The organism is Amycolatopsis suaedae, from assembly GCF_004214935.1.
Lineage (GTDB): Bacteria > Actinomycetota > Actinomycetes > Mycobacteriales > Pseudonocardiaceae > Amycolatopsis > Amycolatopsis suaedae.
On sequence record NZ_SFCC01000007.1, the window covers coordinates 365,769 to 387,241 of the forward strand.

Below are 21,473 nucleotides of genomic sequence, written 5' to 3' on the forward strand. Positions count from 1 at the left end.
TGTGTGCGGATCAGCCCGCTTCGGCCCGGGGGCCGAACGAGTAACCCTGGCCGCTGCCCGCGCCTGACTGCCCGGAGCCGGACGAGGCCGACGCCGGCGCCGCCGATCCGCGGTCGTCCAGTTCGCGCAGCTGCGACTCGAGGAATCCACGCAGCCTCGTGCGGTACTCCCGCTCGATGGTGCGCAGCTCGTCGATCCGCTTGTTCAGCGTGTTCTTCTCCGCGTTGAGGCCGTTCATGGTCTCGGTGTACTTGCGCTGCGACTCGCGTTCCATGGTGGTCGCCTTGTCGCGCGCCTGCCGCTCCAGGGTCTCCACCCTGGTCCGGGCGTCGTTCAGCATGGTCTCGGCGCGGGTCCGCGCCTCGTTGACCATCGAGTCGGACTTGGCCCGGGCCTCGGACAGCAGCTGCTCCGACTTCGTCCGCGCCTCGGCGAGCATGCCGTCGGACTCGGTCTTGGCCTCGGCGGTGAGCCGGTCGGCCATCTCCTGGGCCAGGCCGAGCACCTTCGCGGCCTGCACGTTGGGCTCGCCACTGTCGCCCATCATGCCGTGGGCCTGGGTCTGCTCCATCGGGCTCGGCGGCGGCACCGGGGCGAGCCTGCGAGGTTCCTCACGCACCGGGGCCGGAGGAGCCATGGAACCGGCGTTGGCCTTCGCCGTCTCCAGTTCGCCACGGGTCGATTCCAGCTCGGCATCGAGCTGCTCGACCTGCTGACGCAGTTCGTTATTGTCCTCGATCAGGCGGGCCAGTTCGGTCTCGACCAGGTCGAGGAACGCGTCCACCTCGTCCTCGTTGTAGCCCCGTTTGCCTATCGGCGGCTTGCTGAACGCGACGTTATGCACGTCAGCGGGGGTCAACGACATCAGATCACCTCACGCACTCCACGGACTGCAGGTCACCCGGGTTCCCCGATCACCCGGGATACGCCAGTTGCATCAGTATGAACACAACCAACAGCAGCACCATAATCGATAAGTCCAGTCCGACGCCGCCAATCCGCACCATCGGGATGATCCGCCGGACCAGTCGGACCGGTGGGTCCGTAACTGTGTAGATGGTCTCCAGCGTCACCGCAACCCCTCCGGCGGGACGCCACTCACGCGCGAAGGTACGGACGAGCTCCACCACGACCCTCGCGGTCAGCAACAGCCAGAAGGCGAAAAGCACGTAGTAGAGGACGATCAGGACGGCTTGCACAGCACCACTCTGCCACAACACCGGCGCCGGCACGTCGTCAGTGACGCAGGAAGAGGCCGCCTTCGGCGATCCTCCGGCGGTCCTCGGCGGTCACGTCGACATCCGGCGGTGAGAGAAGGAACACCTTGTTGGTGACCTTGTCCATCGACCCCCGCAGCGCGAACGCCAGCCCGGCCGCGAAGTCGACGAGCCGCTTGGCGTCGGCATTCTCCATCTCGGTGAGGTTGATGATCACCGGGATGCCCTCCCGGTAGTGCTCACCGATCGCCCGCGCCTCCAGGTAGGACGTGGGGTGCAGGGTGGTGATCCGGCTCAGCGCGTCGCGGGAGTTCAGCCGCGCCTGCTCGGGCACGGGACGCAGGCGCGCCACCGGCTCGGGCTGCCGGTCCACGGCGAGCGCGCCCTGGACGGCGGGCACCGGACGGTCCCTGCCGCGCACCGGCTCGTCGTCGAAGTCGTCGCCCGCGTGGTAACGGCCACGCCCCCGCCCGCGGGCGGGCGGCTCGTCGTAGTCGTCCTCGTAGTAGTCGTCGTCACGAACGTCACGGTCGTAACGACCACGGCGGTAGTCGTCGGACTCGTACCGGTCGTAAGCGTCGTAGGCTTCGCCGTCGTAACCGTCGTCGGCCGGGACCATTCCGAAGTACGCCTTGAGTTTCTGCAGCGCGCTCATCTGGTGGTGCCCTCCCTGCCTCGTCCACAGCACTCACGCCAGTGCCCCGCCGGGTGATTCTCTAGGGCGAGGCTAGACCGCGCCGTCCGAGCAACGCGGTTCCGACACGCACACACGTCGAGCCGTGAGCGATCGCCTGCTCCAGATCACCACTCATTCCCGCGGACAGTTCTACCGCGCCGGGATGATCTTTGCGCAGGTTTTCCGATGCCTCCGCCAGTCGCTGGAATGCCGCGCCGGGCTCGGCGTCCAGTGGCGCGACCGCCATCAGACCCCGGAGCCGCAGGTCACCCGATCGAGCGATGTGGTCGGCGAGCTCCCCCAACTGGGTGAGCGGGCATCCGCCGCGGGCCGGATCGGCGTCCAGGCTCACCTGCACGAGGACGTCCAGCGGTCCGACGCGCTCCCCCGCGTCGACGGCGGTACGCGTGGCGCGGGCGAGCGCGTCGGCGAGGCGCACCGAGTCGACGGACTGGACCTCGTCGGCCCAGCGGACGACCGAGCGGGCCTTGTTGCGCTGCAGCCTGCCCACCATGTGCCAGCGCACGCCGGAGTCCGGCCGCAGCCCGGCGAGTTCGGCGTGCTTGGCCGACGCCTCCTGGTCCCGGTTCTCGGCGAGGTCGGTCATGCCGAGGTCGGTGAGCAACGCGGCGTCGGAGGCGGGGAAGGTCTTGGTGACGGCCAGCAGCCGCACCTCGGCCGGGGCGCGCCCGGCCGCCACGCAGGCGGCGTCCACCCGCGCCCGGACCTCGGCCAGCGCCGCCCGGAGTTCCTCGCGGCGGTCCTGCTCGGTCATGCCTCCACCCAGGTGATCGCGGCCAGCCGGCCGGTGGTTCCGTCCCGCCGGTAGCTGAACAGCGTGGCGTCCTCGGCCGTGCAGCGCGGGTCCACGCCGATCCTGCCGACACCGGCGTCGGCGAGCTGCCGCCACAGGCCGGCCCGCAGGTCGATGCCCGGCGTACCGGCGCGGCTGCGGCAGGCACTGCCGGGCAGGTGCTTCTCGACGTCGTCGGCCATGGCGGCCGGCACCTCGTAGCACTCGCCGCAGATGGCGGGGCCGAGCAGCGCCTCGACGCGGTCCGGCTCGGCCCCGTTGGCCTTCATCGCCTCCAGCGCCGCGGGGACGACGCCCACCCGGGCGCCGACCCGGCCGGCGTGCACGGCGGCCACGACACCGGCGTGCGGGTCACCGAGCAGGACGGGAACACAATCGGCGACGAGCGCCACCAGTGCGATCCCGGGCCGGGCGGTGACCAGTGCGTCGGTGGCCTCGGCGGGCTCGCCGCCGGGCTCGTCGACCACGGTCACCGTGCGCCCGTGGACCTGCTCCATCCACGCCAGACTGCCGGGCTCCAGGCCCAGTTCGCTCGCCAGCCGCTCCCGGTTGGCGGCGACGGCCTCCGGGGCGTCACCGACGTGGTCACCGAGGTTGAAGCTGTCGTACGGCGGCGCGGATGCCCCGCCCGCCCGAGTCGTGACCACGCGACGAATGCGCAAAGCCGTCCCTCCACATGCACCTGTAGGGCCGACCTTATCGGCACGCGTCAGCGGCGCATGAAGGGCGGGACGTCGACCTCGTCGTCGCTCGGGTCGTCGGTCACCGGCACGGCGCGGCCGGGCAGGTTGCCCTGGTTACCCGGCGAGGACGCGGTGGTGCGCGGCGTCGGGTACCCGCCGCGGGACGCGCCCGGCTGCGGCAGGCCGCCGGAGATCGACCCGGTGCTGCTGCTGAAGCCGGCGCCGGAGGAACCCGAGCCCGGCGTGGCGGGCGGACGCTGCGGCGCGGCGGCGGTCGACGCACCCGGCACCCCGGGCACCGGCGTCCGCGTGGACGGCGCGGCAGGCGCGCCGCCGCCCACTTGACCGGCCTGCGCGGACGCGGTCGTCGACGAACGGCCGATGGCCTGCGTGTCCAGCTTCTTGTGGGTGGGCGCGCCCGCGTCGAACCCGGCCGCGATCACGGTGACCCTGACCTCGTCGCCGAGGGAGTCATCGATGATCGTGCCGAAGATGATGTTCGCCTCGGGGTGCGCCGACTCCTGGACCAGCGACGCGGCCTCGTTGATCTCGAACAGGCCCAGGTCGGACCCGCCGGCGATGGACAGCAGCGCGCCGTGCGCACCGTCCATCGAGGCCTCCAGCAGCGGAGAGTTGATGGCCTTCTCCGCGGCCTGCACGGCGCGACCCTCGCCACGCGCCGAGCCGATGCCCATCAACGCGCTGCCCGCACCGGACATGACGCTCTTGACGTCGGCGAAGTCCAGGTTGATCAGGCCGGGCGTGGTGATCAGGTCGGTGATGCCCTGGACACCCGACAGGAGCACCTCGTCGGCCGACCGGAAGGCGTCCATCAGCGAGACGCCGATGTCGCCCAGCTGCAGGAGCCGGTCGTTGGGGATGACGATCAGGGTGTCGCACTCGTTACGCAGGGACTGGATGCCCTCCTCGGCCTGCCTGCCCCGCCGCTTGCCCTCGAAGGTGAACGGCCGGGTGACCACGCCGATGGTGAGCGCGCCCAGCTTGCGGGCGATCTGCGCGACGACCGGGGCACCACCGGTACCCGTGCCGCCGCCCTCGCCCGCGGTGACGAAGACCATGTCGGCGCCCTTGAGCACCTCCTCGATCTCGTCGCGGTGGTCCTCGGCGGCCTTCTGGCCGACCTCCGGCGCCGCCCCGGCGCCCAGACCCCTGGTCAGCTCGCGGCCGATGTCCAGCTTGACGTCCGCGTCGGACATCAGCAGTGCCTGCGCGTCGGTGTTCACCGCGATGAACTCGACACCCTTGAGGCCGACCTCGATCATGCGGTTCACGGCGTTCACTCCGCCGCCGCCGATTCCGACGACCTTGATCACCGCGAGGTAGTTGTGCGGGGGCGTCATCGGGCCGCCTTCCTGATCGTGCGTTGTTCCGTGTTGCCTGCCGGGCGCCGACCCAACTCTGAAAACCCTCGATGTCTACTTCAGGCTTAGAGTTATGTCAACTACCGACCTTGTGCAGGAAGGTAAGGTTCGCCAACGCGCGAATCCAGCAGCCACGCCGCGCGCGTCGCAATCTTCTTTGCCCCGCAACCGGTTCGCGTGTGGTCACCGTCAAGTCCGCATGGGGACCACGAGGATCGGCTGGGTGGTGGGCCGCGGCGACCCTCCCCTGGGCTCCACGGTGAGGCCCAGTTTGGCGACGCCTGCCAGGCCCTGAGCGGTGACCACCGAGCCCGGCGCACTGCCCCCGGTAACCAGCCCGATGGACCGCGGATCCGACCCGTCGGCCGGCATCAGCCACACCTGGTAGTCCCGGTCGGCGGCGCGTTCGGGCAGGCCGTGGGCCAGGAAGGCCACTCTGTCCAGGCTCGGCGACATCAGCACCGTGCCCGACCCGCCGGTCGCCGACACCGCGTGCACGGTCCGCACGTCGGGCGCGGCCAGCAACTGCCCCATCGGGGCGTAGCGCTGCCTGGCGTCGGCCAGCTGACGCTGGGCGGCGTCCAGGTCGCCCTGGCGGTCCAATGCGATCCCGCCGAAGATCCCGGCGGCGGCCAGCCCGGCGACGGCCGCGGCGGCGCTGACCCACACGGCCCACCGCGGGGCTCCGGCGCGCCGCCGGACCCGGTCGGCAGCCGCGATCGGCGGGACCTGGCGGGTGTCGCCGATCTCGGCGAGCACCCGGTCCCGCAGCGCGGGCGGCGGTTCCTCGGCGACGGCCGAGCCCAGCCGCGCCGCGGTGGCGGTCAGCTCGCGGACCTCCTGCGCGCAGGAGGGACATTCGGCCAGATGCCGCTCGAACTGGGCACGTTCGTGCTCGGTCAGCGCGTCCAGCGCGTAGGCACCGGTCAGCGCGTGCAGATCCGGTGGTGTCGGCTCGTTCACGCGGTCACCCCCAGACAGTCCCGCAGCCTGATCAGCCCGTCCCGCAGCCGGGTCTTCACCGTCCCATGTGGCGTGTCGAGCACCTCGGCGACCTCGCGGTAGGTGTAGCCCTGGTAGTAGGCGAGCACCACCGACTCGCGCTGCAGTTCGGTCAGCGTGCCGAGGCAGCGGCGCACCTGCTGGCGCTCCAGCTTCGTCGCGGCCGATTCGGCCACCTCGTCGAACGGCCGCGTCCTGCTGGCCTCGAACGTCGCCCTGGCCTCGCGTTCGGTCGACGCGCGGGCCGAGCGCACCCGGTCGACGGCCCGGCGGTGCGCGACGGTCAGCGCCCAGTTCATCGCGTTGCCCCGCTCCGGGCTGAACCGCGCAGCGGTGCGCCACAGCTCCACCAGCACCTCCTGCGCGACCTCCTCGGACTGCGCGCGGTCCCGCACGATGCGCCGCACCAGCCCGAACACCGGACCGGCCAGCAGGTCGTAGAGCTGCTCGAACGCCCGCTCGTCACCCCTGGCGACGCGGACGAGCAGTTCCTCGGCGGTCGCGGCCTCCGCCGGGACCGGCCGCGGCTTGCCTGCCCTCTCAGCCCTCTCAGCCCTCTCGGCCCTGTCAGCCATGCAGGCCTCCCGCCCTCGCGGCCAGCACCGGCCGGGGCGCGCGGCGCAGCCACAGCGCCACCCCGTGCCGGCGGATGAGCAGTGACACCCGGTGTGGCACCAGCGGGCCGGTCAGCACCATACGCAGCACGCGCACCAGGGTGACCCGGCGGCGCACCCCGCGCAGCGTGGCGGCCAGTGTGGTCACCCCGCCCTGGCGCAGGCCGACCGACAGCGACAGCAGCGCGTCGGGCACCGGCAGCCGCATCCGGTAGCCGCCGCCGTCGGCCTGGAACGGCGACACGGAGAACTCCTTCGGCGTGCCGGCCCGCCCTTCCTCGGGGAACAGCAGGTAGGCGTGCCTGCCGCGGTAGGTGTTGTGCACCTCGGCGACCACGCACGCCGGTTCGCCGCCGGGCCGGTGACACCAGTAGACGGTGAGCGGGTCGAACACGTGCCCGAGCAGCCGCGCGGACGCCAGCATCAGCACCCGGCCGCCGGCCAGGTCGACGCCACGTTCGGCCAGCCACCCGTCGAGTTTGTGCCGGATGGTGCCGGGCTCTCCCGCGCGGAAGTGGTCCCTGGCGTCGAACCGGGCGAACGGCTGCAGCCAGCGGGGCAGCGGAGCCGGGTCGTCGAGGTCGACGCACCACAGCGCCAGCCGGTGGGTGAACGTCAGCGGCGGGTCGATCGGGCGCCGGTGGGCCACGGTCGCCTCGTACAGCACGGCACTCACCAGCCCACCCCCAGCGCGGCCGCGGCCCGGACGCCGGACGAGCAGCCGTCCTCGTGGAACCCCCAGCCGTGGTAGGCGCCCGCGTAGGCCAGCCGGGGGCCGTTCAGGCCGGGCAGCCGCCGCTGCGCGGCGACCGACTCCTCGGTGTAGACCGGGTGGTCGTAACGCATGCGGGCGATCACCCGGTCCGCGGGCGGCGGGGCGGCCGGGTTCAGCGTCACGACGTAACGGGTCGGCTCGGCCAGGCCCATCAGCCGGTTCAGGTCGTAGCTGACCCGCACGGCAGGCCCGTCGGCGCCGCAGTGCGGAGCGACGTAGTTCCACGCCGCGCCTGCCGCCGGTACCGCCGGCAGGACACGATCATCGGTGTGCAGCCAGGTGTCGTTGGCGGAGTAACGGAACGCGCCGAGCACCTCGCATTCGGCGCCGGTCGGGTTGCTCAGCAACCGCAGTGCCTGATCGGCGTGGGTGGCGACGACCACCCGGTCCACCCGGTACGGGGTGTCGCCGTCGTCGCGGACCTCCAGCCCCTCGGCCAGGCGGGTGACCGCGCGCACCGGGGTCGACACGTGCACGGCGGTGAGCTGCTTGGCCGCCCGCTCCACGTACTCGCGCGACCCGCCGACCACCGTGCGCCAGCGCGGCGACCCGCCGACCGACAGCATCCCGTGGTTGCGCAGGAACTCGAACAGGTACCGGGCCGGGTAGCGCAGGGTGTCGGTCCGGTCCGCCGACCACACCGTGGACACCAGCGGCAGGACGAAGTGGTCGGCGAAGTAGCGGCTGTACCCGCCGATGGCCAGGAACGCCCCCAGCGGCACGTCGGCGGTGGCACCGGCGTGGGTGAGCAGCGCGCGGGCATGCCGGTGGAACCGCTTCACCTCGGCCAGCATCCGCAGGTACCGGCCGCGCACCAGGTTCGTGGCGGCGGGGAACAGACCGCGGACGCCCTTCGCCCCGGCGTAGAGCAGGCCGCAGCCGTCGCAGCGGATGCTCATCGACATCTCGGTGCCGCGGGTACGCACGCCCAGCTCACCGAACAGCCGCAGCAGTGTCGGGTAGGTGCGCTCGTTGTGCACCAGGAACCCCGTGTCGACGCCGACCGTGCCACCCGACGCGCTGGGCACGTCGTGGGTGTGGGCGTGCCCGCCGAGGCGGTCCTCGGCCTCGAACAGCAGGACGTCGTAGCGGCGCTGCAGCAGATAGGCCGCGGTCAGGCCGGCCACCCCGGCACCGATCACGGCGACTCGTTCTCCAGTGGTCTCCACGTGGGGCATTCGGTGCCGCCCCGGCCGTGGATTGGTGCCAATCCACCCGCGCCGGGGCTCCGAATACCGGGCATGCCTACGACCGCCGAACGCATTGCCGGATTCCTCACCGACCTGCTCGACGCTCCCCCACCCGTCGGCATCCGCGCCTGGGACGACTCGGTGGCGGGCCCGCCGGGCCCGACCGTTGTGGTTACCAGGCGGGCGCTGCGCCGGCTGCTCTACGCGCCGGGCGAACTGGGGCTGGCGCGGGCGTACGTGACGGGCGACCTGGACGTCGAGGGCGACCTGACCGACGGCCTGCGCCGGGTCTGGGCTCTGGCCCGCTCGGCCGGAGTGCCCCGGCTGGGGCCACGGGAGTGGGCGCGGGCGACCGGGCTGGCGGTGCGGCTGGGTGTGGTGGGACCGCCGCCACGGGCACCCGAGGAGGAGGCGCGGCTGTCCGGCAGGCTGCACAGCCGGGGCCGGGACTCTTCGGCGATCTCGCACCACTACGACCTCGGCAACGCCTTCTACCAGCTGCTGCTGGACGAGTCGATGGCGTACTCCTGCGCCTACTGGACGGGCGACGTCGACCTGGAACGGGCACAGCACGACAAGCTGGAGCTGATCTGCCGCGACCTGCGACTGCGGCCGGGGATGCGGCTGCTCGACGTCGGCTGCGGCTGGGGATCGCTGCTGGTGCACGCGGCCAAGCACCACGGCGTGCACGCCGCGGGCGTGACGCTGTCGGCCGAGCAGGCCCAGCACGTGCGCTCCCGGGTGTCCACTCTGGACCTCGACGACCGGGTGGGGGTACGCAGGCAGGACTACCGCGAGCTGGCCGGCGAGCCGTTCGACGCGGTGGCCTCGATCGAGATGGGCGAGCACGTCGGCGAGGCCAACTACCCGGTCTACGCCGCGACACTGCGGCGGATGCTCGCGCCCGGCGGCAGGCTGGTGCTGCAGCAGATGTCGCGGGGCGCGGTCGCGCCGGGCGGCGGGGCGTTCATCGAGCGCTACATCGCGCCCGACATGACCATGCGCCCGCTGTCGGCCACACTCGGGCACCTGGAGCGGGCCGGGTTCGAGATCCGCGAGGTGCGGGCGCTGCGGGAGCACTACGTGCGAACCGTTCGCGCGTGGGCCGAGACGCTGGAGCGGCGCTGGGACGACGCGGTCGGGCTGATCGGCGAACGCGGCGCCAGGGTGTGGCGGCTCTACCTGGCGGGCGGTGCGCTGGCGTTCGAGGAGGGCCGGATGGGCGTGGACCAGATCGTGGCGGAGGTGCGGGCGTGAGCTGGACGGACCTGGGTGCGGGCGCCGCCGTCGCCGGCGGGGCGAGCCTGCTCGGGGTGCTGGTGACGTTCGCCGTCGCACTGGCCCGGCGCCGCTACGACACCATCGACACCTTCTGGGGACCGGGTTTCGCACTGGTCGCCGTCGCGGGCGCGGTGGTGGCCGACGGCGATCCCTCGGTGCGCTGGACGGTCACCGTGCTGACCGTGGTGTGGGGTGTGCGGCTGGGCGTCCACCTGCATCTGCGCAACCAGGGACGGCCGGAGGACCCGCGGTACGCGCGGATGGTCGAGCGGTCGGCCAACCCGGCGCCGCGGATGTTCGTGCGGGTGTACCTGTTCCAGGGCCTGGTGCTGTGGTTCGTCTCGCTGCCGGTGGTGGCCGCGCAGTACGGCACCGGCCTCGGCGTACTGGGCTGGGCCGGGATCGCGGTGTGGCTGGTGGGGTTCGTGTTCGAGACCGTCGGCGACGAGCAGCTGCGCCGGTTCCGGGCCGACCCGGCCAACCGCGGCAAGGTGCTCGCCACCGGGCTGTGGCGCTACACCAGGCACCCCAACTACTTCGGTGACGCGTGCGTCTGGTGGGGCCTGTACCTGCTGGCCTGCTCGACGTGGATCGGCGCGGCGACGGTGCTGTCGCCGGTGGTGATGACCGCGACGCTGGCCCGCGGCACCGGCAAGCCGATGCTGGAGAAGGACCTGATGCGGTCCAAGCCCGCCTACGCCGACTACGTCGAGCGGACCAGCGGCTTCTTGCCGTTGCCTCCTACTCGCCGGTCAGCCCGTCGGTGAGTTCACGGAGCAAGTCGAGGTGCCCGGCGTGCCGGGCCGTCTCCTCGATCATGTGGATGAGCACCCAGCGCAGGGTGACCCGGGTGTCGCGCCAGGGCACGGTGTGGTCGAGGTCCAGTCCCGCCACCACCTCGCGGGACCGGGCGCACTGCGTGCGGTAGGCGGCCAGCAGCTCGTCCAGTGGCCGCCGCATGCCGTCGCGGAAGTCGGCGTCGCGGTCGGCGGCCAGTTCCTCGGCGAGCGGGTCCGGCCGGCCCGCGATCCTGACCTCGAACCAGTAGCTCTCGACCCACACCAGGTGCCCGAGCAGCCCGGCGACGGTGGTCAGCTCACTGGGGACGAGGCTGCGGCGGGCCTGCTCGTCGGTGAGACCTGCGCATTTCCATTCCACTGTGGCGCGCAGGAAGTCGAGGAACCCGGCGAGCTGCTCGAATTCGGAACCGGTGGGTGCGGGTTCGGGGCGTTCGGGTGCGACGGTCACCGCGGAAGTCTTGCAGAGGCCGGATTCGTGCAATTGCCGGACAAATGATGGCCAACCGGTTGATGCATTCGCACCAGATTGCGTCCATCCTTTGAGGTGCTCTGGTGTTCCGGCTCGATAACCCCCCGAGCCGGGCACCTGCCACCGCCTCTACCTCGGCGCGGTGGTGGGAGCGGTCGGGGCGGTCACCGGCGACGCCGGCAGACCGTGCCGCGTGTCGCCAGTCCCCACACCCGCTCTGGCCGCTCCCGGGCTCCTCGCCGCTCCGTTCGGGGCTCAGGAGATCGTGGGCAGCTCGGGGCTGGAGACGTCGTAGGTCTGGCCGGGCTGGGTCATCAGGGCGGCCAGCACCTTGGCCTTGCGCTCGCTCTGCTGGGCGTCGCCCCAGCGGATCAGCTTGCCGTCGCCCAGGCGCAGCTCGACGCTGCCCGGCGACTTGGCCTCGACGACCACCACCTGCTTACGCAGCGCCTCCGGCAGCCTGCCGAAGACGTCGGTCACGGCGCGGGTCGCCGGATCGTCCGGCCCCACCTTCGCCAGCTTCAGCTCGGGCAGGCCCTCCGGTTTCGCCTGCACCTGCTTGAACACCGTCCCGGTCACGTCGACCAGGTGGATCTCCTTGCCGGTGTCGTAGAACCCCATCGGCGTGCGCTCGGTGATCGCGATCTCGATGGTGGACGGCCACGACCGCGACACGTCCGCGGTGGCCACGCCGGGCAGGGCCAGCACCCGGTCCCGGATCTCGTCGGTGTCCAGCCGCAGCATCGCCCGCCTGTCCGGCACCTGCGCGGCCGCCCGCACCTGGTCCGGGGTCACCGTGACGGTGCCGCTGACCTCCACCGTGCGCACCCCGAGCAGCGAGGTGAACAGCAGCAGGTACACCAGTCCGGTGGCGGCCAGCACGCTCAGCACCGCCACCCAGCGGCGGCGCAGCGCGCGACGCCGCGACGGGCGGGTGCCGGTGCGCTGGCGGGCGCTGTCGGGGCGCCGGCCGCGCCGGGTCGTGCCCGTCCGCCCCGACCTGCCCGGCCGCGTCCGCGACCGTTCGCGCCGCCGCTCCCGGACCGTCGCCATGCCTAGCTCTGCTCCGCGCGCCGGTCCAGCTCGGCGAGGATCTCCGGCCCGAGCCCGGTGACGTCGCCCGCGCCCATGGTGACCAGCAGGTCACCCGGCTCGACCAGACCGGCCGCCAGCGGCACGACGCTGTCGAACGCGGGCTCGTAGTGCACGTTCGCCCCGGTGACGGCGTCGGCGATCAACGCGCCGCTGACCCCCGGCTCCGGCTCCTCGCGGGCGCCGAACACGTCGAGCACGACGACCTCGTCGGCGAGACCGAGTGCCTCGGCGAACTCCGCGGCGAACGCCTTGGTGCGCGAGTACAGGTGCGGCTGGAACACCACCACGACCCGGCCGCCGCCCGCGGCGTGGCGCACGGCCCGCAGCTGTGCGGCGACCTCGGTCGGATGGTGGGCGTAGTCGTCGTAGACCCGGACGTCGCCCGCGCGGCCCTTGAACTCGAACCGGCGCCGGACACCGCCGAAGGCAGCCAGTCCCTCGGCAAGCCCGTCGACCGGCGCACCCAGCTCGACACCGGCCAGCAGCGCGGCGACGGCGTTGAGCGCCATGTGCTCGCCCGGCACGGCCACCCGCACGTCGAGTTCCTCGCCGCGCAACGCGACCCGGACCAGGCCGCCGTTCTCGTCCGGCTTGTAGTCCAGCACCCGCGCATCGGCCGCATCGGTGGCGGCACGGCCGTACCGCAGCACCCGGACGCCGTCGGCCTCGGCTCGCGCGGCCAGTTCGGCGGCCGGTGCGTCGTCGGCGCAGGCGATCAGCACGCCGTCCGGCTCGATCCGTCGGACGAAGTCGGTGAACACCGCCGTGTAGGCCTCGGCGGTGCCGTGGTGGTCGAGATGATCGGGTTCGACGTTGGTGACCACGGCGACCGACGGCGAGTAGGTCAGGAACGACCCGTCGCTCTCGTCGGCCTCGGCGACGAAGACGCCGCCGCTGCCGTGGTGGGCGTTGGCACCGGACTCGTTGAGGTCACCACCGATGGCGAAGGACGGGTCCAGGCGGCAGTGCTGCAGCGCGACGGTGAGCATCGACGTCGTCGACGTCTTGCCGTGCGTCCCGGCGATGCAGGCCACCCGGTGTCCCCGCATCAGCGCGGCCAGCGCCTGGGCGCGGTGCAGCACCGGGATGCCGCGCTCGCGTGCCGCGGCCAGTTCCGGGTTGGACTCCTTGATGGCGGTGGACACCACGACCGCCGACGGCCCGCCGTCGAACGCGTCCAGGTTCTCCGCCTTCTGCCCGATCTCGATCCGCGCGCCCTGCGCCCGCAGCGTCAGGAACGCCCGGGAGTCCTTGGCGTCCGAACCGGACACCTCACCGCCACGCGCCAGCAGGATCCGAGCGATGCCGCTCATCCCGGCCCCGCCGATTCCGATCAGGTGTGCCCTGCGCAGTTCCTCAGGAACGGTCATTTCCCCGCCGCCTCCAGCACCATCCGGGCCAGCACCTCGTCGGCCTCCCGGTGACCCATTCCGACGGCGGCCGCACTCATCTTCGCGACCCGGTCGGCGTCACCCACCAGCGGCACCACCAGATCGGCGACCGTGGCTCTGGTCAGGTCCGCGTCGTTCACCAGCAGCGCGGCACCGGCGTCGACGGCGGGCTTGGCGTTGAGCGCCTGCTCGCCGTTGCCGATCGGCAGCGGCACGAACACCGCGGGCAGGCCGACAGCCGACACCTCGGCCGCGGTCATCGCCCCCGACCGGCAGAGCACGACGTCGGCGGCGGCGTAGGCCAGGTCCATCCGCTCCAGGTAGGGCACCGGCACGTAGGCGGGTGCGTCCGGGAACTCCTGCACCACCAGGGTGTTCTTGGGGCCGTGCGCGTGCAGGACGCCGATGCCGGCGTCGGCCAGCTCCTTGGCCGCGCCGGACACCGCCTCGTTGATCGAGCGGGCGCCCTGCGAACCACCGAACACCAGCAGCGTCGGCGCGTCCGGGTCCAGGCCGAAGTGCCTGCGGGCCTCGGCTCGCAACGCGGGCCGGTCCAGCGTGGTGATCGACCGCCGCAGCGGGATGCCCACCACCTCGGCGCCGGGCAGCGGCGTGCCGGGCACGGCGACGGCCACCCTCGCGGCGAACCGCGCGCCGACCTTGTTGGCCAGCCCGGCGGTCTTGTTGGCCTCGTGCACCACGATCGGCACCCGGCCGCGAGCGGCGAGGTAGGCGGGCAGCGCGACGTAGCCACCGAAGCCGACGACGACGTCCGCGCCGACGCGGGTCAGTACCTCACGGGTGCGCTTGACCGACTCACGAATCTTCAGCGGAAGGCGCAGCAGCTCCGGTGTGGGCTTGCGGGGCAGCGGTACCGGCGGGATCAGCTCCAGCGGGTAGCCGCGCTCGGGAACGAGCGTGGTCTCCAGCCCGCGGGCGGTGCCGAGTGCGACGATCTTCGCGTCCGGGCGGATCCTGCGCACGGCGTCGGCCAGCGCGAGCGCGGGCTCGATGTGCCCAGCCGTCCCACCTCCGGCAACCACCACGGTCGGCGCCGCGCCGGCCGCGGCTCGCTCCGTCCCAGCAACCGGATCTGTCACCGATGTCCTCTCCGTTTCGACGTTCTGCCACCCGAACGCCCCGCCCGCTGCGGGGGCACCCTGCGGCGTTCCGGGTTGACCCTGCGGCGCTCCTGCCGCTGTTCGACCGTCCGCACCCTGCGGCCGGTCGGCCTGCCGCTCTTCGACCCGCTCCGGCCGGCCGGCGTGCCGCGCCGCTTCGTGGGCGGGCGGTACGGGTCGGGCGCGGGCAGGCGCAGCAGGCGTCCGAATTTACCGGGCCCCTGGGTACGCAGTGCGGCCACGGCCTCCGGTTCGTGCCGGGCACAGTTGGCCAGGATGCCCAGCAGCAACATCGTCACGATGAGCGACGTGCCGCCGTAGGAGATCAGCGGCAGCGTCACACCGGTGACCGGCAGCAGGCCGACCACGTAGCCGATGTTGATGCCTGCCTGCGCGACCACCCACACGGTGAGGGTGCCCGCGACGATCCGGATCCACGGGTCGAGGTTACGCGTGGCGATGCGGGTGCCGACGACGGCGAGCAGCCCGAACAGGCCGATCACGACGCCGCAGCCGACGAATCCGAGTTCCTCGCCGATCAGGGCGAAGATGAAGTCGTGCTCGACGTTGGGCAGGTAACGCCACTTGGACTGGCCCTGGACCAGCCCCTTGCCGAGGAAACCGCCCTCGGCGATGGCGTAGAGCGCCTGCTGCGCCTGCATGCCCTTGCCCAGCGGGTCGGCGGAGGGGTTGAAGAACGCCGTCACGCGGTCGAGCCGGTAGCTGGCGGCGAAGGCCAGCACCACCGCGCCGACCAGCGCCCCGGCGAAGATCACGGCGAACAGCCGTTTCGGCGCGCCGGCGAACCACAGCAGGGCGAGCAGCACGACGCCGAGCGTGATCGTGCCGCCGAGGTCGGGCTGGGCCATGACCAGCGCGAACATCAGCAACGCCACCGGCACCACGGGCACCAGCAGATGCCGCCACTGGTGCAGCAGGTTGTACTTGGTGACCAGGATGTGCGCGCCCCACAGCGCCAGCGCCACCTTGGCCAGCTCCACCGGCTGCAGCGAGAACCCGGCGACCACGAACCAGCCCTGCGAACCGTTGATCTTCGTGCCCAGCGGGGTGAGCACCATGACCAGCAGGCCCAGGCACACCACCATGGCCGTGGACGACAGCGCCCTGATCCGCTTGAGCGGCAGCCGCAGGCCGATCAGGAACACGATCGCGCCCAGCGCCACGAACACCAGGTGCTTCTGGAACTGGGCGTAGACCGAGGAGCCGGTCGCCGGGTCGTAGGACGACGGCGACGACGCCGACAGCACCATCACGATGCCGATGACCGTGAGCGTGCCGGTGACGGCCAGCACCAGGTGGAACGACGCGAGCGGCCGGGACAGCCAGGCGGTCAGCGCGAACTGGGCGCCGAAGCGGGCCTCCTGCTTACGCTCGCGCCGCGGCCGTTCGGCGCGCTGCGGCAGCTTGTCCCGCCACGTGCCCGCACCCCGGCGGCCACGCTCCTCCACCGCGGTCACGACCGGGCCTTGCGCTCGAGGTCGTGGACCGCGGCGGTGAACGCATCCCCCCTGTGGCCGTAGTCGCGGAACATGTCGAGCGAGGCAGCGGCAGGCGCGAGCACCACCGCGTCACCCGGGCGCGCCAGGTCGCTGGCCATTCCCACTGCCGTAGTCATGGGCTCATCGTCACCCGAAAGGACCTGCTTCACCGGGACATCCGGCGCGTGTCGCGCAACAGCGGCGGCGATCACGGGTGAATCCACCCCGAGGAGCACGACGCCCCGCAGCCTGCCCGCGACGCGGGCGACCAGGTCGTCGACGGCGGCGCCCTTGAGCACACCGCCCGCGATCCACACCACGCTCTCGTGCGCCAGCACCGAGCCGGCGGCGGCGTGCGGGTTGGTGGCCTTGGAGTCGTTGACGTAACGCACGCCGCCGACGTCGGCGACCGGCACGGCCCGGTGCGCGCCGGGCGTGAAGGACCGCAGGCCCGCGCCGACGGCCTCGGCGGGCACGCCGTACGCCCTGGCCAGGGCAGCCGCGGCCAGCGCGTTGCCGACGTTGTGCGGGCCCGCCGGGCGCACATCGGACAGCGTGCCCAGCTCGTCGGCGCTGCGGGCCGGGTCGGCGACGAACGCGCGGTCGACCAGCAGGTCCTCCACGACGCCCAGCTCGCCGGGCCGGGGCGTGTCGAACCCGAACGCGACGCGGTGCGCACCGGCCGGGGCGTGCCCGTCGGCCAGCCGGGTGGACCACTCGTCGGTGAGGTTGTGCACGACGACGGCCGACCGGTCGTGGATCGTGCCCTTGGCCTCGGCGTAGCCCGCCATGCCGCCGTGCCAGTCCAGGTGATCCTCGGCGAGGTTGAGCACCACCGACGCGGCCGGCGCGAGCGTCGAGGACCAGTGCAGCTGGAAGCTGGACAGCTCGACGGCCAGTGCCCGATGCCCGCCACGCACCGCGTCGAGCACCGCGTGGCCGACGTTTCCGCAGGCCACCGCGTCGACACCGGCCGCCTTCAGTATCGACTCCAGCATGCCGACCGTGGTGGTCTTGCCGTTGGTGCCGGTGACCGCGAGCCAGGCCGGCGGGTCGTCGAGCGACTGCCCGATCCGCCAGGCCAGCTCGACGTCACCGATCACCTCGACCCCGGCCTCGGCCGCGGCGGTGAGCAGTGGTGCGGTGGGCCGCCAGCCGGGACTGGTGACGACCAGGTCGGTGCCTTCGGGCGGGACGTCGAGGCCGGGTTCCAGCGTGGCGCCCAGCCCGTCCAGCTCGGCCAGGCGTCCGGCGTTGCCGTCGGTGACGGCGACCCGCGCGCCCAGTCCGGCCAGGGCGGTCACCACCGACCGGCCGGTGACCCCCGCCCCCGCGACCAGCACGCGGCGTCCGGCGAGGTCCATCGGGTCAGCCTCCGCCGCCGGTCAGCTGCTCGCTGTAGAACAGGCCGAGGCCGAACATGCAGCAGATCGCCGAGAGCAGCCAGAACCGGATGATCACCGTGGTTTCCGCCCACCCGGCGAGTTCGAAGTGGTGATGGAACGGCGCCATCCGGAACAGCCGTCGCCGCGTCGTCCGGAACACCGCGATCTGCAGCACCACCGAGATCATCTCGACCATGAACAGGCCGCCGATGACGATGGCGAGCAGCTCGGTGCGGGTGGTCATGGACAGGCCGGCGACCAGGCCGCCGAGCGCGAGCGAGCCGGTGTCGCCCATGAAGATCTTCGCCGGTGCGGCGTTCCACCAGAGGAACCCGACACAGGCACCGGCCGCCGCGGCGGCGACCACCGCCAGGTCCAGCGGGTCGCGGACGTTGTAGCAGGCGGCGGTGGGCGACAGGTCGCAGGACAGGCGGGCCTGCCAGAACGAGATGACCACGTAGGTGGCCAGCACCATGGCCGACGCGCCACCGGCCAGACCGTCGAGGCCGTCGGTGAAGTTGACGGCGTTGGACCAGCCGGAGATCACGACGAGCGTGAAGATCACGAAGATCGGGATGGGCAGGACGATCAGCTCGACGTCGCGCACGTAGGACAGGTTCTGCGACGCCGGGGTCAGCCCGTTCTCGTCGGCGAACTGCAGCGCCAGCACGGCGAACGCGATACCGACGATCACCTGGCCGACGGTCTTCGCGGTCTTGTTCAGGCCGAGGTTGCGCTGCTTGCGGATCTTGATGAAGTCGTCGAGGAAACCGACGATGCCCAGGCCGACGCCGAGGAACAGCACCAGCAGGGCCGACGCCGAGGGCCCCTCGCCATTGCCGCGCATCCAGTCGACGAGGTGCGCGACGAAGTAGCCGACCACCATCGAGATGACGATGCCGACGCCACCCATGGTCGGCGTGCCGCGCTTGGACTTGTGCCCCTGCGGACCTTCCTCGCGGATCTCCTGGCCGAAGCCCTGCCGGGAGAACACCCGGATCAGGTAGGGGGTGAACAGGATGGAGACCAGCAGGCCCACCGAGGCCGCGATCAGGATGCTGATCACGCGTCACCACCGAGCAGCGCGTCGGCGACCCGCCAGAGCTGGTGGGAGTTCCCCGCCTTGACCAGTACCACGTCACCTGGTTTCAGCTCGGCACGCAGCAGTGTCACCGCCGCGTCGACATCGGGCACCAGGACCGACTCCTCTCCCCATGAACCTTCCAGGCTCGCGCCCTGATGCATCGGCCTGGCCGCCTCGCCGACCACGACGAGGCGGTTGACATCCAACCGCACGGCCAGCCGGCCGAGTTCGTCGTGTACCCGTACGTGCTCGTCGCCGAGTTCGTTCAGCGGCCCGAGCACCGCCCACGACCGCCGTGGCGGCGTGGTCGCCCTGCTCATGGTCGCCAGCGTCTTGAGTGCCTCCCGCACGGCCTCCGGGCTGGCGTTGTAGGCGTCGTTGACGACGGTGACGCCGTCGGCGCGGGTGGTGACCTCCATCCGCTTGCCGGACACCGCCTTCGCGCGGCCGAGCGCGTCGGCGACCTCGGCGACGGTGGCACCGGCGGCCAGTGCGACGGCGGCGGCGGCCAGTGCGTTGGACACCTGGTGCGCGCCGTGCAGGCCGAGCGCGACGTCGGCCTCTCCGTCCGCGGTGACCAGCCGGAACCGGGGCCGGGCCTGCTCGTCGAGGTGGACGTCGGTGGCCCGCACGTCGGCGGTCTCGGCGACGCCGAAGAAGACGACCCTGGCCCTGGTGCGGCTCGCCATGGCGGCGACCAGCGGGTCGTCGGCGTTGAGTACGGCGACACCGCCGTCGGCGGCGGACGGCAGCGCCTCGACCAGTTCGCCCTTGGCCTGCGCGATGTTGGCCTGCGAGCCGAACTCGGCGACGTGCTGGGTGCCGACGTTGAGCACCGCGCCGATGCGGGGCGGGGCGACCCGGCACAGCGCGGCGACGTGCCCGATGCCGCGGGCGGACAGCTCCAGCACGAGGTGGCTGGTCTGCTCGTCGGCACGCAACACGGTCCACGGGTGGCCGACCTCGTTGTTGAACGAGCCGGGCGGGGCGACGGTGGCGCCGCGCGCGGAGAGCAGGGCTGCCATGAGGTCCTTGGTGGAGGTCTTGCCGGACGAGCCGGTGACGCCGACGGTGAGCAGGCCCTTCTCGGTGAGCCGGTCGGCGACCGCCCTGGCCAGCTTCGCCAGCGCGGCCAGCACGGCGGCGCCACTGCCGTCGGTGTCGGCGGCCAGCGCGTAGACCCCGGACGGCCCGCCGGTGACCGGCGGCACGACCACGGCCGGCGCGTCGACCTCGCGGGCGGCGAGCACGCCGACGGCGCCCGCCTCGACGGCCCTGGCTGCGAAGTCGTGGCCGTCGACCCGTTCGCCGGGCAGGGCGAGGAACAGCCCGCCGTCGGTCAGCTTGCGGGAGTCGAACTCGACGGTGCCGGTGACCACCGGGGTGCCGTCGGTGTTGTGCAGCCTGCCGCCGGTGATCTCGGCGATCTCGGCCAGGCTCAGTGCGATCACGTGCTCACCTCACGGATGGCGGCTTCCAGCTCGTCACGGTCGGAGAACGGGTGGACCACGCCGGCGACCTCCTGGCCGGTCTCGTGGCCCTTGCCGGCGACCAGCACGACGTCGCCGGGCCCGGCCAGCTCGACGGCCTTGCGGATGGCCTCCCTGCGGTCGCCGATCTCGATGACGTCCCCGGCCTGCCCGCCCGCGCCGCGTGCTCCGGCCAGCATGGCGGCGCGGATGGCCTCGGGGTCCTCCGAGCGCGGGTTGTCGTCGGTGACGATGAGGACCTCGCTGCGCTTGGCGGCGGCCTCCCCCATCAGCGGCCGTTTGCCGGTGTCGCGGTCGCCGCCGCAGCCGAGGACGGTGATGACCCTGCCCTCCGCGCGGGCCCGCAGGGCATCCAGCGCCTGCGCGACGGCCGCGGGTTTGTGGGCGTAGTCGACGACGGCGGTGAACGACTGGCCGAGGTAGACCCGCTCCATCCGGCCGGGCACCTCGACCTCGGCCAGGCCGCGGACGATCGCGTCCAGCGGCACGCCGGTGACGTCCAGGACTGCCGTGGCGAGCAGGGCGTTGGCCACGTTGAACTCACCGGGCAGCGGCAGGGTGGCCCGCGCGGTGACGCCGTCCGGGCCGGTGATGGTGAACGCCTGCTCGCCGGTGGGCAGCGTGGCCAGGTCCGAGGCCCGCCAGCTGGCGTCGGTGCCGGGCTCGGTGGAGACGGTGATCGTGCTCGGGGTGACCAGCGCCTGGCCCCACGCGCTGTCGATCACGACGGCCTCGGCGGTGGAGCGGCCATCGAACAGCATCGACTTCGCGGAGAAGTAGTCCTCCATGTCGCGGTGGAAGTCCAGGTGGTCCTGCGAGAGGTTGGTGAACGCGCCGACCGCGAAGCGGGTGCCGTTGGCCCTGCCCAGTGCCAGCGCGTGGCTGGAGACCTCCATCGGCACGTGGGTGACGCCGCGCTCGACCATCACCGCGAACAACGCCTGCAGGTCGGGTGCCTCCGGCGTGGTGAACGCGCTGGCCAGCCGCTCGCCCGCGATGCGGGTCTCGACGGTGCCGATCAGGCCGGTGGTGTGGCCGGCGGCCCGCAGGCCGGCGTCGATCAGGTAGGCCGTGGTGGTCTTGCCGGAGGTGCCGGTCACGCCGAGGACGGCCAGGCTCAGCGACGGCTCGCCGTAGATCCAGGCGGCGACCGCGCCGAGCACCTGCCGGGGCTCGGGGTGCACCAGGATCGGGACGCCGGAGTCGCGCACGGCCGGGCGCTGCGCGCCCTCCTCGTCGGTCAGCACGGCGGCGGCGCCCGCGGTGAGGGCGTCGTCGACGAAGTCGGCGCCGTGGGCGCGGGCGCCGGGCAGCGCGGCGAACAGGTCGCCGGGCACCACGTGGTGTGCCCGCAGCGACGCGCCGGTCACCGTGGTGTGGGCGCCGGCGGGGTCGAGCAGCCGTATGTCCGACCTGGCGATCAGCGTCGCCAGCGGGACCGGCTCGGTCAGTTCCGGCCGGGGCGGCGCGGCCACGGCCTTGACCGGGCTGTCCGGAACCTGCCG

Annotated in this window: 21 protein-coding genes; 2 read left to right on the top strand and 19 right to left on the bottom strand. The window is 72.5% G+C overall.

Going from position 1 to position 21,473, the window contains the following annotated elements; translation table 11 throughout:
* Positions 1–10: 10 nt before the first annotated feature.
* From wag31 to EWH70_RS16245, 10 genes are all read right to left on the bottom strand, one after another.
* Positions 11–865 (bottom strand): DivIVA-like cell division protein Wag31, encoded by an 855-nt coding sequence (wag31, locus tag EWH70_RS16200; RefSeq protein ID WP_130476217.1) that lies wholly within the window; start codon positions 863–865, stop codon positions 11–13.
* Between the two features lie 49 nt (positions 866–914).
* A complete protein-coding gene (locus tag EWH70_RS16205) occupies positions 915–1,199 on the bottom strand; it encodes a YggT family protein (protein WP_130476218.1) in 285 nt (94 codons plus the stop codon).
* 37 nt (positions 1,200–1,236) lie between these two features.
* On the bottom strand, positions 1,237–1,872 hold the full coding sequence (locus tag EWH70_RS16210; RefSeq protein ID WP_130476219.1) for a cell division protein SepF: 636 nt from the start codon (positions 1,870–1,872) through the stop codon (positions 1,237–1,239).
* Positions 1,873–1,933: 61 nt separating this feature from the next.
* On the bottom strand, positions 1,934–2,668 hold the full coding sequence (locus EWH70_RS16215; RefSeq protein ID WP_130476220.1) for a YggS family pyridoxal phosphate-dependent enzyme: 735 nt from the start codon (positions 2,666–2,668) through the stop codon (positions 1,934–1,936).
* Entirely contained in the window at positions 2,665–3,369 is a 705-nt protein-coding gene (gene pgeF, locus EWH70_RS16220) for a peptidoglycan editing factor PgeF (protein ID WP_130476221.1), read from the bottom strand. Before pgeF ends, EWH70_RS16215 begins: the two co-directional genes overlap by 4 nt.
* A 47-nt stretch (positions 3,370–3,416) precedes the next feature.
* Positions 3,417–4,751 carry a cell division protein FtsZ gene (gene ftsZ / locus EWH70_RS16225; protein WP_130476222.1) on the bottom strand — a complete coding sequence of 445 codons (1,335 nt, stop codon included), beginning with the start codon at positions 4,749–4,751 and terminating at the stop codon, positions 3,417–3,419.
* 210 nt (positions 4,752–4,961) lie between these two features.
* Positions 4,962–5,735, bottom strand: coding sequence for an anti-sigma factor (locus tag EWH70_RS16230; protein ID WP_240687007.1), 774 nt, complete (start codon positions 5,733–5,735; stop codon positions 4,962–4,964).
* Positions 5,732–6,349 carry an ECF RNA polymerase sigma factor SigK gene (gene sigK, locus EWH70_RS16235; RefSeq protein WP_130476223.1) on the bottom strand — a complete coding sequence of 206 codons (618 nt, stop codon included), beginning with the start codon at positions 6,347–6,349 and terminating at the stop codon, positions 5,732–5,734. The genes EWH70_RS16230 and sigK overlap by 4 nt, the downstream gene beginning before the upstream one ends.
* The gene (locus tag EWH70_RS16240; RefSeq protein ID WP_130476289.1) at positions 6,342–7,067 is read right to left on the bottom strand and encodes a DUF1365 domain-containing protein; all 726 of its coding nucleotides are present in this window, start codon (positions 7,065–7,067) and stop codon (positions 6,342–6,344) included. Before EWH70_RS16240 ends, sigK begins: the two co-directional genes overlap by 8 nt.
* Entirely contained in the window at positions 7,061–8,332 is a 1,272-nt protein-coding gene (locus tag EWH70_RS16245) for an NAD(P)/FAD-dependent oxidoreductase (RefSeq protein WP_130476224.1), read from the bottom strand. Before EWH70_RS16245 ends, EWH70_RS16240 begins: the two co-directional genes overlap by 7 nt.
* Before the next feature lie 72 nt (positions 8,333–8,404).
* Here EWH70_RS16245 and EWH70_RS16250 point away from each other — a divergent pair, with 72 nt between their 5' ends.
* On the top strand, positions 8,405–9,610 hold the full coding sequence (locus tag EWH70_RS16250) for an SAM-dependent methyltransferase (protein WP_130476225.1): 1,206 nt from the start codon (positions 8,405–8,407) through the stop codon (positions 9,608–9,610).
* Positions 9,607–10,401, top strand: coding sequence for a DUF1295 domain-containing protein (locus EWH70_RS16255; protein WP_165436294.1), 795 nt, complete (start codon positions 9,607–9,609; stop codon positions 10,399–10,401). Before EWH70_RS16250 ends, EWH70_RS16255 begins: the two co-directional genes overlap by 4 nt.
* Here EWH70_RS16255 and EWH70_RS16260 read toward each other — a convergent pair.
* From EWH70_RS16260 to EWH70_RS16300, 9 genes are all read right to left on the bottom strand, one after another.
* The gene (locus EWH70_RS16260; RefSeq protein WP_130476226.1) at positions 10,376–10,882 is read right to left on the bottom strand and encodes a DinB family protein; all 507 of its coding nucleotides are present in this window, start codon (positions 10,880–10,882) and stop codon (positions 10,376–10,378) included. The two genes, EWH70_RS16255 and EWH70_RS16260, sit on opposite strands and share 26 nt — an antisense overlap.
* Before the next feature lie 276 nt (positions 10,883–11,158).
* Positions 11,159–11,956, bottom strand: a complete 798-nt coding sequence (locus tag EWH70_RS16265; RefSeq protein ID WP_130476227.1) for a cell division protein FtsQ/DivIB — start codon at positions 11,954–11,956, stop codon at positions 11,159–11,161.
* Between the two features lie 2 nt (positions 11,957–11,958).
* Entirely contained in the window at positions 11,959–13,368 is a 1,410-nt protein-coding gene (gene murC / locus EWH70_RS16270; RefSeq protein ID WP_130476228.1) for a UDP-N-acetylmuramate--L-alanine ligase, read from the bottom strand.
* Entirely contained in the window at positions 13,365–14,489 is a 1,125-nt protein-coding gene (murG, locus tag EWH70_RS16275) for an undecaprenyldiphospho-muramoylpentapeptide beta-N-acetylglucosaminyltransferase (protein ID WP_130476229.1), read from the bottom strand. Before murG ends, murC begins: the two co-directional genes overlap by 4 nt.
* Complete coding sequence (ftsW, locus tag EWH70_RS16280; RefSeq protein ID WP_420809066.1) at positions 14,486–15,988, bottom strand: putative lipid II flippase FtsW; 1,503 nt, start codon at positions 15,986–15,988, stop codon at positions 14,486–14,488. Before ftsW ends, murG begins: the two co-directional genes overlap by 4 nt.
* A complete protein-coding gene (gene murD, locus EWH70_RS16285) occupies positions 15,985–17,373 on the bottom strand; it encodes a UDP-N-acetylmuramoyl-L-alanine--D-glutamate ligase (protein WP_130476230.1) in 1,389 nt (462 codons plus the stop codon). Before murD ends, ftsW begins: the two co-directional genes overlap by 4 nt.
* Positions 17,374–17,377: 4 nt before the next feature.
* Positions 17,378–18,460, bottom strand: a complete 1,083-nt coding sequence (gene mraY / locus EWH70_RS16290) for a phospho-N-acetylmuramoyl-pentapeptide-transferase (RefSeq protein ID WP_130476231.1) — start codon at positions 18,458–18,460, stop codon at positions 17,378–17,380.
* Entirely contained in the window at positions 18,457–19,929 is a 1,473-nt protein-coding gene (locus tag EWH70_RS16295) for a UDP-N-acetylmuramoyl-tripeptide--D-alanyl-D-alanine ligase (protein ID WP_130476232.1), read from the bottom strand. Before EWH70_RS16295 ends, mraY begins: the two co-directional genes overlap by 4 nt.
* Positions 19,926–21,443, bottom strand: coding sequence for a UDP-N-acetylmuramoyl-L-alanyl-D-glutamate--2,6-diaminopimelate ligase (locus EWH70_RS16300; protein ID WP_165436296.1), 1,518 nt, complete (start codon positions 21,441–21,443; stop codon positions 19,926–19,928). The genes EWH70_RS16295 and EWH70_RS16300 overlap by 4 nt, the downstream gene beginning before the upstream one ends.
* Between the last annotated feature and the right edge of the window lie 30 nt (positions 21,444–21,473).